Raw genomic sequence first — 13,587 nt, 5'->3', positions numbered from 1 at the left:
CCCCCGACAACACACCGAGGAGACACCCACTCATGAACATCGCCGACTGCGTATGCCTGGTCACTGGCGGATCGTCCGGTCTGGGCGCCGCCACCGTGCGCATGGCCCTGGACGCCGGCGCCCGCGTGGTCATTGCCGACCTGGCCGAGCCGCGTGAAGGCGCCATCGCCACCGAAGAGGCCGACCGCCTGGCCTATGTGAAAACCAATGTGACCGACGAAGCCAGCGCACAGGCTGCCGTGCAAACGGCGGTGAGCCGCTTCGGCCGGCTGGATGTGCTGGTCAATGCGGCAGGCATCGCCACCGGTGAGCGCATCCTCAGCAAGAAAGGCGCGCACGCGCTGGACACCTTCAGCCGCACCATCCAGATCAACCTCATCGGCAGCTTCAACATGTTGCGCCTGGCCGCAGCGGCCATGGCCTCCTCGCCCGAACGCGCGGCTGCGCCAGCCTCACGGGGCGTCATCATCAACACCGCATCGGTGGCCGCCTTCGACGGGCAGATCGGGCAAGCCGCGTATGCCGCCTCGAAAGGCGGCATCGCAGCCATGACCCTGCCGGCCGCGCGCGATCTGGCCCGCGAACGCATCCGGGTCATGACCATCGCCCCCGGCATCTTTGCCACCCCCATGCTGATGTCCCTGCCGCAAGACGTGCAAGACTCGCTGGGCGCATCCGTGCCCCATCCCTCGCGCCTGGGCCAGCCCGCCGAGTTTGCCGCCCTGGTGCGCAGCATCGTCGACAACGACTACCTCAACGGCGAGGTGATCCGCCTGGATGGTGCCTTGCGCATGGCACCGAACTGATCCCCCCGCAGCCTTGATCGAGCCCACACACCATGTCCCATCCAGAAGCAGACCCCATCGTCATCGTTGCTGCCCAGCGCACCCCCATCGGGGCCTTCCAGGGCCAACTCAGCAGCCTGGCCGCCCCAAAGCTCGGTGCGGTCGCCATCGCCGGGGCCATGCGGCAGGCAGGTGTTCCCCTTGATGAGGTCGACGAGGTGCTGATGGGCTGCTGCCTGATGGCCGGGCTGGGCCAGGCACCGGCACGACAAGCGCTGCTGGGGGCGGGTCTGCCCGCCAGCGTACCGGCCACCACACTCACCAAGATGTGCGGCTCAGGCATGAAGGCGGTCATGCTCGCGCACGACATGATCAAGGCTGGCTCGGCCACGGTCATGGTGGCCGGCGGCATGGAATCGATGAGCAATGCGCCCTATCTGCTGCCCACGGCCCGCGCGGGTCAGCGGCTCGGACACGGCAGCATGATCGACCACATGTTTTTCGATGGGCTGCAAGATGCCTATGACGGCGAACTGATGGGCCACCATGCCGAAGCCATGGCGCAAGAACAAGGCATCAACCGCGCCACCCAGGACGACTTCGCCCGTGAATCGGTGCGCCGCGCGCAATGGGCGGTCGAGTCCGGCGCCTTCAAGGACGAAATCACCCCGGTCACGCTGGCCACCCGCCAGGGCGAGCAAACCATGAGCGATGACGAAACCCCTGGCAAATGCCAGCCCGCCAAGATCGCCACGCTGAAACCGGCCTTTGGGGCACAGGGCAGCATCACGGCGGCCAGCTCCGCATCGATCTCCGACGGTGCCGCCGCATTGGTGCTGACCCGAGACAGCATCGCCCGTCAACGGGGCTGGACGCCCCTGGCCCGCATCGTGGCGCACAGCACGCACGCGGCCGAACCCGCTCGTTTCCCGTCGGCGCCAGTAGGTGCCATCGTGGGTCTGATGCAGCGCACAGGCTGGTCAAACGAAGACGTGGACCTCTATGAGATCAACGAAGCCTTTGCCATGGTGACCCTGATCGCTCAGCGCACCCTGGGGCTCGACCCCGACAAGGTCAATGTGCACGGCGGCGCCTGCGCCCTGGGCCACCCGATAGGGGCCACCGGGGCCCGCATCATCGTCAGCCTGCTGCATGCACTGCGCCAGCGCAGCCTGAAACGCGGCGTCGCCTCCTTGTGCATTGGCGGGGGCGAGGCCACGGCCATGGCCCTCGAACTGATCGACTGACCTGCCTCAGAACCAGGGTTCGTTTCACGAGCCTGTCACACGCCTGTCGCAAACTGGGGTTTTCCTCTGAGGTGCCCCATGAGCAGCAAAGGCCCAGACCACGACCAAGCCGACCTGATGCGGCGCATCCACCGCGACCTGATCGACAGCTACGACGAAGAGCTCGAGCTGGAAATCGAGGACCGCGAATTCAGTGACCTGGACCTCAGCGGCCGCCCCACCTTCACGCAGCAAGAGCGTGATGATCGGCACATGTACTTCCAGGAGCTGTTCCGCCTGCAAGGCGAACTGGTCAAGCTGCAGGACTGGGTCCAGCACACCGGGCACAAGGTCGTCATCCTGTTTGAAGGTCGTGATGCCGCCGGCAAGGGCGGGGTCATCAAGCGCATCACCCAGCGGCTGAACCCCCGCGTGTGCCGTGTGGCAGCGCTGCCCGCGCCCAACGACCGCGAGCGCACCCAGTGGTATTTCCAGCGCTATGTCTCGCACCTGCCGGCGGCTGGCGAAATTGTCCTGTTTGACCGCAGCTGGTACAACCGCGCTGGCGTCGAGCGCGTGATGGGCTTCTGCTCCGACGACGAATACGAAGAGTTCTTCCGCACCGTGCCCGAATTCGAGAAGATGCTGGTGCGCTCGGGTATCCAGCTCATCAAGTACTGGTTCTCCATCACCGACGACGAACAGCATCTGCGCTTCCTCGGCCGCATCCATGACCCGCTCAAGCAGTGGAAGCTCAGCCCCATGGACCTCGAGTCGCGCCGCCGCTGGGAGGACTACACCAAGGCCAAGGAAGTGATGATCGAGCGCACCCACATCCCCGAGGCACCCTGGTGGATCGTGCAAGCCGTCGACAAGAAGCGCGCCCGCCTGAACTGCATGGACCACCTGCTCAAGCAGATCCCCTATCACGAGGTGGAGCGCCCCCCCGTGGTGCTGCCCGAACGCGTGCGCCACGAGGACTATTTCCGCCAACCGGTTCCGGACAACATGATCGTGCCGGACGCTTACTGATTCACCACCACGTCGCTGCCAGGCTGTACCGTGACCGACGTCTGCTCATCCATCGATGTGCACCATGATGTCCGAGCCTTGATCAAGGCCGGGGCATTGAAGGCGCATTTCCAGCCGATTGCCGACTTGGCCGGCGTCCAGCCACACGCTCACGAGGCCTTGATACGCGGCCCTGTCGGCCACCCATTGCAATTCCCCGATGCGCTGTTTGAAGCGGCCCGTCAGCAAGGGTGCGAGGAAGAGCTCGAATTCGAATGCGCCCGCTGTGCAATCGAAACCTGGGCCGAGTTGAGGCTGGATGGGCGCCTGTTCGTCAACGTCAGCGCCCACACCCTGGTGCAGGTGGTGGAAGAACACACCCAGCCTGGCCTGGTTACGAAAGTAAACCAGCTGGGGGTATCGCCGTCCACGCTCGTGCTGGAGATCACCGAGCACGAGCACGTCCGCAATTTTGAAGGCCTGCTCAAGGCGGTTCGGGACCTGCGGCAGTGCGGCGTTCGCATTGCGCTGGACGACTTCGGCGACGGACGCTCCAGCCTGCGCCTGTGGTCCGAGATGCGACCCGACTACGTCAAGATCGACAAGTACTTCGCCCGTGAAATTGCCACCCACGGCGACAAGCTGCAGACCTTCCGGGCGCTCATCCAGATTGCCGAGATCTTTGGCTCTCAACTGGTCGCAGAAGGCATCGAAACGGTCGCCGAACTCAAGGTCATCCGGGATCTGGGCATCCCGCTGGCACAGGGCTACTTTCTTGGCAAGCCCCAGCCCTTCCCCACGGGCCAGCTGCTGGCCGCTGCACAAGACACCCTGCGCAGCCGCGATGTGGCCGTCTTTCCCGAGCCTCGCCGGCAGGGTCAGCGTCATGAAACCGTCGAGCGGCTGCTGATCCACGCTCCAGCCTTGTCGCCCACCACCACGAACGACCAGTTGCTGGCCACCTTCAGCCAGGATGACACACTGCACGCCATCGCCATCGTCGACGCGGGACACGCGGTGGCCCTGATCAACCGGCAGCAGTTCATGGACCAGTACGCCAAGCCGTACCACCGCGAGCTGTATGGCCGGCGCAGTTGCATGATGTTTGCGAACACCAAGCCGCTGGTGCTGGACCGCCATACGGCCGTGGAAGAGCTCACCAGCGTGCTGACCTCACATGACCAGCGCTATCTGACTGACGGCTTCATCATCACCAGCAACGGCCAGTACATGGGCCTGGGCACGGGTGAACACATGGTCCGCGCGGTGACCGAATTGCGCATCGAAGCAGCGCGCCATGCCAACCCGCTGACCTTCCTGCCTGGCAACATCCCGATCAGCGACCACATCAACCGGCTGCTGCACAAGGGCACCCCCTTCATCACAGCCTACTGCGACCTGAACAACTTCAAACCCTTCAACGACCAGTATGGCTACTGGCGGGGAGACGAGATGATCAGGTTGGCTGCGCAGGTCATCACCGACTGTGCAAACCCGCAGCGGGACTTTGTCGGCCATGTCGGCGGCGATGACTTCGTCGTGATCTTCCAGAGCCCGGACTGGCTGGCCCGCTGCCGGCAGATCGTCGACACCTTCAATACCAAGGCGCTGGCCCTGTACGACCCGCAGGATCGCCACGGTATCGAGGCCGAAGACCGCCACGGCGTGAAGCGCTTCTTTCCCTGCACGGCCATGTCCATTGGCGTGGTCCAGACCACCGCCAGCGACTACCTCGATGCCGACGACGTGGCGAATGCCGCGGCCGGAGCCAAGCGCATTGCCAAGGCCGAGCAAAAAGGCATCTATGTGCTGATCAAGACCGAGGCCGCCGAGGCCCCGTAACCCGGATCAGAGAAAACGCTCCAGGATGCGCCGCGAGGCGCGATCCAGTTCGAGACGCTTGCGGATCAGGAACTGACCGCCCTGACTGGTCATGATCAGCAAGGCGCCACCCGGCAGGCGACGGATGTCCTCCTCGCCCTTGAGGACAAACTGCGTTTCGCCCCGATCCGTGCTCACGTCCCAGGTGCTGGGCGTGGAAAAGGTCGACACCGCCTTGATGTGCTCGATCACCGGGGTGAACTCGCGCGTGGCCAGTTCATCTTCAATCAGGGCCCGCAGGTCCGTCGGCAGATCAGCCATCTGGTCGATCCAGGCCAGCTCGTGCCCATCCGGCCCCACCAGCGACAAACCGGCGTCGGGTGCAGCCAGCGGAAAGGCCCGCACCGGCGTCACCCCATCGTGGGCGACACCATCGGAGGCTGTCAGCACCAGCCGACCGAATGCATTGCGGGACAGTTGGAAATCCAGGTTCTTGCTCATGTCTGCCACCTTCCCGCTCATTCTTCCAGCACGGCCGCGGTGCGGGCCTGGGCTTCATACAGGCGCCAGTAGGCACCCTGGCGGGCCATCAGTTCGTCGTGCGGTCCCACCTCGACCACCTGTCCGCGGTCCATCACCACCAGGCGATCCGCCTTGCGCAAGGTCGACAGGCGGTGGGCAATCGCGATGGTCGTGCGGCCCTGCACCAGGTTGTCCAGCGCCTTCTGGATTTCCTTTTCGGTTTCGGTGTCCACCGACGAGGTGGCCTCATCCAGAATCAGGATGCGTGGGTCGATCAGCAGCGCCCGCGCGATGGAGATACGCTGACGCTCCCCACCGGACAGGCCCTGTCCGCGCTCACCCACCAGCGAGTCATAGCCATGGGGCAGGCGCAGGATGAACTCGTGCGCGTGGGCCGCACGGGCCGCAGCGATGATCTCTTCGCGCGTGGCGTCCGGCTTGCCATAGGCGATGTTCTCGGCGATGGTGCCAAAGAACAGGAAGGGCTCCTGCAGCACCAGTCCGATGTGGCGACGGAAGTCCGACACCGCGTAGCGGCGCACATCCACACCATCGACCATGATCGCGCCGTCCGACACATCGTAGAAGCGGCAGATCAGGTTGACCAGCGTGCTCTTGCCCGAACCGCTGTGGCCCACCAGGCCGATCATTTCGCCCGGCTTGATCTCCAGGTTCAGCCCGCGGATGACGGTCCGGCTGCCATAACGGAAGCCGATGTCGCGCATTTCGATGCGGCCTTGCGGCTCGGTCAGGCGCACCGGGTTGGTGGGCTCCGGCACGTTCGAAACGTGGTCCAGGATGTCGAAGATGCGCTTGGCACCGGCCGCCGCCTTTTGTGTGACCGACACAATGCGACTCATCGAATCGAGCCGCCCATAGAACCGCCCGATATAGGCAATGAAGGCCGTCAGCACACCCACGGTGATGTCATGGTGGGCCACCTGCCACACGCCGAAGGCCCAGACCACCAGCAGCCCGATTTCCGTCAGCAGCGCCACAGTGGGAGAAAACAGCGACCAGGTCTGGTTGAGCTTGTCGTTGACCTCCAGGTTGGCCTGGTTGGCGGCACGGAAACGCTCGGTTTCCCGGCGCTCCTGGGCAAACGCCTTGACCACCCGGATACCGGGAATGGTGTCCGCCAGCACATTGGTCACGTCGCCCCACACCCGGTCGATCTTCTCGAAGCCCGTGCGCAGGCGGTCACGCACCAGGTGGATCAGCCAGGCGATGAAGGGCAGCGGCAGCAAGGTCACCAACGCCAGCCAGGGGTTGATCGAAAACAGGATGACAGCGGTCATCACGATCATCAGCACATCGGTGGCGAAATCGAGCGCATGTAGCGACAGAAAGACACAGATGCGGTCAGTTTCAGAACCGATGCGCGACATCAGGTCACCGGTGCGCTTGCCGCCAAAGTAGTCCAGCGACAGTTTCAGCAGGTGCTCGAAGGTGGTGGTGCGCAAATCGGCGCCAATGCGCTCGGACACCAGCGCCAGCAAATAGGTGCGCGCCCACCCCAGTGACCAGGCCACCAGGGCCGCGGCCAGCAGCCCACCCAGATACAGCGCCACCTTGTGCGGATCAATGTGCTGGCCATTCTGGAAGGGAATCAGCACCTCGTCCATCAGCGGCATGGTCAGATAGGGCGGGACCAGGGTTGCGGCCGTCGAGGCCAGCGTCAGCAGGAAGCCCGCCAGCAACTGCCCCTGGTAGGGCTTGGCGAAGCGACTCAGACGCAACAGCACCCAGGTCGACGGCGGCTCTTCCGATTCATGGTTGCAGATCGGGCACTCATCGGCATCCGGCGGCAATGGCGCCTTGCACGAGGGGCACAGCGTGGTGTCTTCGTGGAAGGTATCCTGCCCTGCGGCCAGCGCTTCCTGCTGGCGGTCAAAGCAGCTGATCAGGCGCAAGGCTGACACATTTTCCCGCAATGTGAAACGCCACTGCGCCAGGCGCTGCTGCTCGTCATGCAGTTCAATGGTGGCCACGCCCGCGTGATCGACATGGCGCAGCGAAAGGCCGGGGCGCAAAGGCCACTCCTGCCAGCCCTGAGCAGGCGCCAGCCGCACCAGCAGACGGCGACTGGTCAGCACCAGTTGCCCCTCGGTAAAGCGCAGTTGTGCGTCCAAGTCAACCGCAAGAAGTGCTAAAACGTTCTCTTTACCTACAAGCAGTGCCTGCAGCTCAGCGGGGGGCGTGACGCCCTGGCCAGCAGGCACGTCAACAGAATGGTGGTGTTGCATGTTGTGAATTCGTACCGCACAGCGCTTCGAAAAACCCTGTCGGAAGGGGGTGCAAGCGAGGATTCTCGCTGAATTGAGCCTGGTCCGGGTTCAAGATCCCCCAAACAGCGCCTTGACAAAAGGCACAATCGAGGACAGCTGAGACACGAGCTCGCCAGACTGCAACGAACAAAAGACAACAATGGATGACATCAAGCTGCTGCGCATCACCTACCTGCGTGGCCCGAACGTGTGGACTTACCGTCCTGTGCTCGAAGTCTGGCTGGACCTCGGGCAGCTCGAAGATTACCCGTCCAATCTGCTGCCCGGCTTCACAGACCGGCTGACGGCCCTGCTGCCGGCGCTCGTCGAGCACCACTGTGGCGTGGGCGAGCGTGGTGGCTTCATTGAGCGTCTGCGCGAAGGCACCTGGGCTGGTCACATCCTCGAGCACATCGTCATCGAGTTACTGAACCTGGCGGGCATGCCCACCGGTTTCGGTCAGACCCGCAGCACCTCGCAGCGCGGGGTCTACCGCATGGTGTTCCGCGCACGTGACGAGCAAGTGGCCCGTGCCGCACTGGCCGAAGGCCACCGCCTGCTGATGGACACCATCAATGAGCAGCCCTTTGATGTGGCCGCGGCGGTCGAGCGCATCCGTGACACGGTCGATGACTGCTACCTCGGCCCCAGCACCGCAGCCATCGTGTCGGCGGCCACTGACCGGCGCATCCCCCACATCCGCCTCAACGACGGCAATCTGGTGCAACTCGGCTACGGCGCCCACCAGCGCCGCATCTGGACGGCCGAGACCGACCTGACCAGCGCCATCGCAGAAGGCATTGCCAGCGACAAGGATCTGACCAAGAGCCTGTTGAAGTCCTGCGGCGTGCCCATCCCCGAAGGCCAATCGGTCAACAGCGCCGAAGAAGCCTGGGAAGCTGCTCAGGACATCGGTCTGCCCGTGGTGATCAAGCCCTCTGACGGCAACCATGGTCGCGGCGTCTCCCTGGACCTGAAAACACAGGAAGAGGTCGAAGCGGCCTACCATTTGGCCGACAAGCACGGCAGCGATGTGCTGGTCGAGCGCTTCGTCAAGGGCAACGAGCACCGGATACTGGTGGTGGGTGGCAAGGTCGTTGCAGCTGCACGCGGCGAAACCGCCTGGGTGACGGCCGATGGGCGTTCCACAGTCACCGAACTGATCAACGCGCAACTCAATACCGACCCGCGTCGTGGCCTCAACGAGGATTGCCCGCTCAATCTGATCGAGCCGCACAGGGATGAGGCGATCATGCTGGACCTGCAACGCCAGGGCCTGACACCTGAATCCGTGCCACAGGCCGGTCGGGAAGTCCTCATCCAGCGCAACGGCAATGTCGCGATCGACTGCACCGACGAGGTTCACCCTGAAGTGGCCTACCAGGTGGCCCTGGCTGCCCGTGTGGTGGGTCTGGACATCGCTGGCGTCGACCTGGTCGCCGAAGACATCGGCCGCCCGCTGCATGAACAAGGCGCCGCCATTGTCGAAGTCAATGCAGGCCCAGGCCTGCTGATGCACCTGAAACCGGCAGAAGGCTCGCCCCGCCCGGTCGGTCGCGCCATCGTCGATCACCTGTTCCCGGAAGAAGACAGCGGCCGCATCGACATCGTCGGCATTGCCGGCACGCGCGACACCCCTGCCCTGTCGAGGCTGGTGGCCTGGCTGCTGCACCTGAGCGGCCGCTACATCGGTCTCGCGTGTCAGGACGGGCTGTTCCTGGATCGGCGCCATGTGGACAAGAAAGATGCGTCCAACTGGGAAACCGGTCACCGCCTGCTGATGAACCGCAACGTACAGGCTGCGGTGTTCGAGTCGGGCCCGGGCGCCATTCTGCGCGACGGCCTGCCCTACGACCGTTGCCGTGTCGGTGTGGTCACCGACCTGGACGGCGCAGATCAGCTGGCCCATCACGACATCACCGAATCCGACCAGTTGATCAAGGTGTTGCGCACGCAGGTGGATGTGGTGCTGTCAGACGGTGCCGCAGTGCTCAATGCCGACGACCCGCGTATCGCCGAACTGGCCTCGCTGAGCGATGGCGACGTCATTCTCTATGGACAGACCAGCGATGTGCCTGCCATCGTGGCCCACCGCGCTGAAGGCGGCAAGGCCGTCTACATGCGCCAGGGTGTGGTGGTGCTGGCCACCGGCAGCACGGAGCACACCCTCACCGAACTGACCAGCCTGGCCCTGCGCGACAACCGCGGCGGCCCGCTGTGTGATGAGGTGTTGCTGGCCGCTGTGGCCACGGGCTGGGCCATGGGCATCGCCCCCGATCTGATCACCGCCGGCATTGAAACCTTCGACCCCGAGCTGTCGCCTGCCCGCCCGACGCTGGGGTTTGCATACGCACGCTGAGAAGAAAGACATCCTGATGGAAGTTTCCCGAATCCGCGCCCTGCGGGGCCCGAACCTGTGGAGCCGCCACACGGCCATTGAAGCCATTGTGCGTTGCACCGAGGCTGAGCGTGCAATCAGCGACCTCAGCGGCTTTGAAGGGCGTGTGCGCGCCTTGTTCCCCTCCATTGGTGCGCTGCACCCTGCCAATACCCACATCAAGGTGTCGGTGGCCCACGTGCTGGAAGCCGCGGCACTGGCCTTGCAGGCTCAGGCGGGCTGTCCCGTCACCTTCAGTTGCACGGCCGTCACCGTCGAGCCCGGCGTCTACCAGGTGGTGGTCGAGTACACCGAGGAAGAAGTCGGCCGCCAGGCCTTCGATCTGGCCGAACAGCTCGTTCAAGCCGCGCTGAACAACCAGGACTTCGACGTCAAGGCCGCCATTGCGCAACTGCATGAAACCGATGAAGACGTGCGCATGGGCCCGAGCACCGGCGCCATCGTCGACGCCGCCATTGCACGCCATATCCCTTACCGTCGTCTGACGCAGGGTTCACTGGTGCAACTGGGATGGGGCTCCAAGCAACGCCGCATCCAGGCCGCTGAGATCGACTCGACTGGTGCCGTGGCCGAATCCATCGCCCAGGACAAGGACCTCACCAAGAAGCTGCTACATGCCGCTGGCGTGCCCGTGCCGCTGGGCCGCCCGGTGGATGGCCCTGACGACGCTTGGGCCGCGGCCCTCGAGGTTGGCCTGCCTGTCGTGGTCAAGCCGCAAGACGGCAACCAGGGCAAGGGCGTGACGGTCAACATCGTCAGCGAAGACCACCTGCGCATCGCCTACAAGGCCGCTGCCGAATACGGCACCGTGATGGTCGAGAGTTACCTGCCCGGTCACGATTTCCGCATGCTGGTGGTGGGCAACAAGATGGTCGCTGCCGCCCGCCGCGACCCTCCTCAGGTCTTCGGTGATGGCGAGCACACCGTGCGCCAGTTGGTCGACATGGTCAATGCCGACCCCCGCCGCGGCGAAGGCCACTCCACCTCGCTGACCAAGATCCGTTTCGACGACATCGCCGTCGCGCGCCTGGCCGTGCAAGGACTGGAGCCTGACTCCGTGCCCGAAAAGGGCCGTCGCGTGATCCTGCGCAACAACGCCAACCTGAGCACCGGCGGCACCGCCACCGATGTGACCGATGACGTGCACCCCGAGGTGGCCGCCCGCGCCGTGGCCGCAGCCCAGATGGTGGGCCTGCACATCTGCGGTGTGGATGTGGTGTGCGAGTCGGTCCTCAAACCCATGGAAGAGCAGCACGGCGGCATCGTCGAAGTGAACGCTGCCCCTGGCTTGCGCATGCACCTGTCGCCGTCTTACGGCAAGGGCCGCGCGGTGGGTGATGCCATCATCTCGGAAGTCTTCCCGGCTGGTGACGATGGCCGTATTCCTGTCGTGGCCGTGACCGGCACCAACGGCAAGACCACCACCGCCCGTCTGATCGGCCACCTGTTTGCCAGCACCGGCCTGCGTGTGGGCATGACCAACACCGATGGCGTCTACGTGAATGGGCGCCAGATCGACAGCGGTGATTGCAGTGGCCCCAAGAGCGCCCGCAATGTGCTGATGCACCCTGATGTCGATGCAGCCGTGTTCGAAACCGCGCGCGGCGGCGTGCTGCGTGAAGGCCTGGGCTTCGATCGCTGCCAGGTTGCTGTGGTGACCAATATCGGCTCGGGCGACCACCTGGGGCTGAACTACATCACCACCGTGGAAGACCTCGCGGTCCTCAAACGGGTGATCGTGCAGAACGTCGGCCCTGGCGGCTACGCCGTGCTCAACGCCGTGGACCCCAATGTGGCCCGCATGGCCGCCAAGTGCCAAAGCGAGATCATCTTCTTTGCCCGCGACCCCCAGCACACGGTGATGACCACGCACCGTGCCCAGGGCAAGCGCACCGTCTTCGTGGATGGCGACGACATCGTGGCCTCCGAAGGCGCCTGGCGCGAACGCATCTCCCTGCATGACGTGCCCCTGACCCGTCACGGCACCATCGGCTTCCAGGTTGAAAACGTGCTGGCCGCGGTGGCTGCTGCCTGGGGTGCTGGCCTCGACTGGGACGCCATCCGCTCCGGCCTGCGCAGCTTCCTCAACGACTCGGACAACGCCCCGGGCCGGTTCAATGTGATGGACTACAAGGGCGCAACCGTGATTGCCGACTATGGCCACAACCCGGACGCGATGCGCGCCCTGGTCGGTGCCGTCGAGGCGATGCCCGCCAAGCACCGCAGTGTGGTGATCAGCGGTGCCGGCGACCGACGTGACAACGACATCCGCGAACAGACCGAGATCCTGGGCGACGCCTTCGACACCGTCATCCTCTACCAGGATGCCTGCCAGCGCGGTCGTGCAGATGGTGAAGTGCTGACACTGCTGCGCGATGGCCTGAAGCATGCCAAGCGCACCGCCCAGGTTGAAGAAATCCACGGCGAGTTCATTGCCATCGACCGTGCACTCGACCTGCTCGAACCCGGAGACCTGTGCCTGATCCTGATCGACCAGGTTGAAGAAGCGCTGGCCCACCTGGCTCAACGGGTCAAGGAAGCCCAATGAGGGTGGCTGCCCTGCGCACCGCCGCACGCCTGAGCCTGCCCATCGTGGTCATGGGGCTCTCGGCGTGCGCCAGCGTGCAGGTGCAGCGCGTGGCCACCGCGGGCCCCGAAGCCGCCTACAACCTCGAAGGCACCAACATGAAGTCACTCGAGGTTGAGGCCCAGCGCCTGTGCCCGAAAGGCCACGAGGTGACCCGGCAATGGCAGAACTACCAGCGGCTCAACAACGACGAGTTCTTCCTGGTTCGCTGGGTGAAACAAGGCGCCAGTTTTGCCAACGCCCCGACCGAAGACAAGGCGCAGCTTTCCATCATCTGCAAGCCCTGAGCAGCTTGTCACGCGGTTCCACGACATGGCCTGCCTTGCAGGCCATTTTTCTTGCCTGACACACCAGCCTGCCATACATTAGCCTTGAGTAAAGCATTTGCAGGAAAAAGGTGCTTTCATGGGCTCTGTTTCATCGATCGCCATCAGCGGTATTACGGCAGCGCAGTTGCGCCTGGATGCCGCATCGCACAACATTGCCAACTGGCAAACCCCCAACTTCCGACGGGAAGAGGTCACCCAGCGTGAACTGCCCGATGGTGGGGTCACTGCATCCATCGAACAGGCCGAATCCACGGTCCCCCAACTCAACACGGACGTCGTTGAGCAGATGTCGGCTGGCTATACTTTCGATGCCAACCTGCGCACGCTGCGCACCGAGCAGGACATGCTCGGCACCCTGATCGACCTCACCGCCTGACCCTGCCCCTTGAGTGACTGGAATCTGACCGATCGTGAATCGGCCTTGAAGATGTTTGCCGCCCTGTTGAGCCGCGCGGCAGAAAAAGGTGTGTTGCTGCGCCCACCTCCGCCCGAGCCCATCAGCTGTTGTGGACGCGGCTGCCATGGCTGCGTCTGGGAAGGCTATTACGCTGCCGCCGTGTACTGGCGCGACGAAGCCCTGCTGCTGCTCGACTGAGCCCCTATCATGGCGGGTACGCAGTACGCGCACGACAGGAGTTCTC

The 13,587-nt window shown here is 64.3% G+C and carries 11 protein-coding genes; 9 read left to right on the top strand and 2 right to left on the bottom strand.

All coding sequences use genetic code 11. The annotated features are described in order from the left end of the window. The first annotated feature begins 32 nt into the window (after nucleotides 1-32). The 4 genes from ACE3PH_RS09410 to ACE3PH_RS09395 all read left to right on the top strand — a co-directional run bounded on the left by ACE3PH_RS09410 (nucleotide 33) and on the right by ACE3PH_RS09395 (nucleotide 4,864). On the top strand, nucleotides 33-806 hold the full coding sequence (locus ACE3PH_RS09410; protein ID WP_374318210.1) for an SDR family NAD(P)-dependent oxidoreductase: 774 nt from the start codon (nucleotides 33-35) through the stop codon (nucleotides 804-806). 32 nt (nucleotides 807-838) lie between these two features. Beyond that, a complete protein-coding gene (locus ACE3PH_RS09405; protein WP_374318208.1) occupies nucleotides 839-2,032 on the top strand; it encodes an acetyl-CoA C-acyltransferase in 1,194 nt (397 codons plus the stop codon). A 78-nt stretch (nucleotides 2,033-2,110) separates the two neighbouring features. Continuing rightward, nucleotides 2,111-3,043, top strand: a complete 933-nt coding sequence (ppk2, locus tag ACE3PH_RS09400; protein WP_374318206.1) for a polyphosphate kinase 2 — start codon at nucleotides 2,111-2,113, stop codon at nucleotides 3,041-3,043. A gap of 30 nt (nucleotides 3,044-3,073) precedes the next feature. Next, a complete protein-coding gene (locus ACE3PH_RS09395) occupies nucleotides 3,074-4,864 on the top strand; it encodes an EAL domain-containing protein (RefSeq protein WP_374318204.1) in 1,791 nt (596 codons plus the stop codon). A 6-nt stretch (nucleotides 4,865-4,870) separates the two neighbouring features. Here the strand turns inward: ACE3PH_RS09395 and ACE3PH_RS09390 are convergent, their stop codons facing one another. Together ACE3PH_RS09390 and ACE3PH_RS09385 are read right to left on the bottom strand one after the other, a co-directional pair. Next, nucleotides 4,871-5,344, bottom strand: coding sequence for a DUF1854 domain-containing protein (locus tag ACE3PH_RS09390; RefSeq protein WP_374318202.1), 474 nt, complete (start codon nucleotides 5,342-5,344; stop codon nucleotides 4,871-4,873). Between the two features lie 17 nt (nucleotides 5,345-5,361). After that, a complete protein-coding gene (locus tag ACE3PH_RS09385) occupies nucleotides 5,362-7,611 on the bottom strand; it encodes an ABC transporter ATP-binding protein (RefSeq protein WP_374318200.1) in 2,250 nt (749 codons plus the stop codon). Nucleotides 7,612-7,792: 181 nt separating this feature from the next. Here ACE3PH_RS09385 and cphA (ACE3PH_RS09380) point away from each other — a divergent pair, with 181 nt between their 5' ends. From cphA (ACE3PH_RS09380) to ACE3PH_RS09360, 5 genes are all read left to right on the top strand, one after another. Then, a complete protein-coding gene (gene cphA / locus ACE3PH_RS09380; protein WP_374318198.1) occupies nucleotides 7,793-9,991 on the top strand; it encodes a cyanophycin synthetase in 2,199 nt (732 codons plus the stop codon). 16 nt (nucleotides 9,992-10,007) lie between these two features. After that, nucleotides 10,008-12,578 carry a cyanophycin synthetase gene (gene cphA / locus ACE3PH_RS09375; protein WP_374318196.1) on the top strand — a complete coding sequence of 857 codons (2,571 nt, stop codon included), beginning with the start codon at nucleotides 10,008-10,010 and terminating at the stop codon, nucleotides 12,576-12,578. Continuing rightward, complete coding sequence (locus ACE3PH_RS09370; protein ID WP_374318194.1) at nucleotides 12,575-12,904, top strand: hypothetical protein; 330 nt, start codon at nucleotides 12,575-12,577, stop codon at nucleotides 12,902-12,904. Before cphA (ACE3PH_RS09375) ends, ACE3PH_RS09370 begins: the two co-directional genes overlap by 4 nt. A gap of 118 nt (nucleotides 12,905-13,022) precedes the next feature. Next, nucleotides 13,023-13,322 carry a flagellar basal body protein gene (locus ACE3PH_RS09365; RefSeq protein WP_374318192.1) on the top strand — a complete coding sequence of 100 codons (300 nt, stop codon included), beginning with the start codon at nucleotides 13,023-13,025 and terminating at the stop codon, nucleotides 13,320-13,322. A 51-nt stretch (nucleotides 13,323-13,373) separates the two neighbouring features. Next, nucleotides 13,374-13,541, top strand: a complete 168-nt coding sequence (locus ACE3PH_RS09360) for an oxidoreductase-like domain-containing protein (RefSeq protein WP_374318433.1) — start codon at nucleotides 13,374-13,376, stop codon at nucleotides 13,539-13,541. Nucleotides 13,542-13,587 lie beyond the last annotated feature (46 nt).

Origin of the sequence: Aquabacterium sp. (assembly GCF_041909175.1) — a bacterium.
Lineage (GTDB): Bacteria > Pseudomonadota > Gammaproteobacteria > Burkholderiales > Burkholderiaceae_C > Aquabacterium.
Note: the sequence above shows the minus strand (reverse complement) of the source record. Positions and strands in the feature narration are given on the sequence as shown.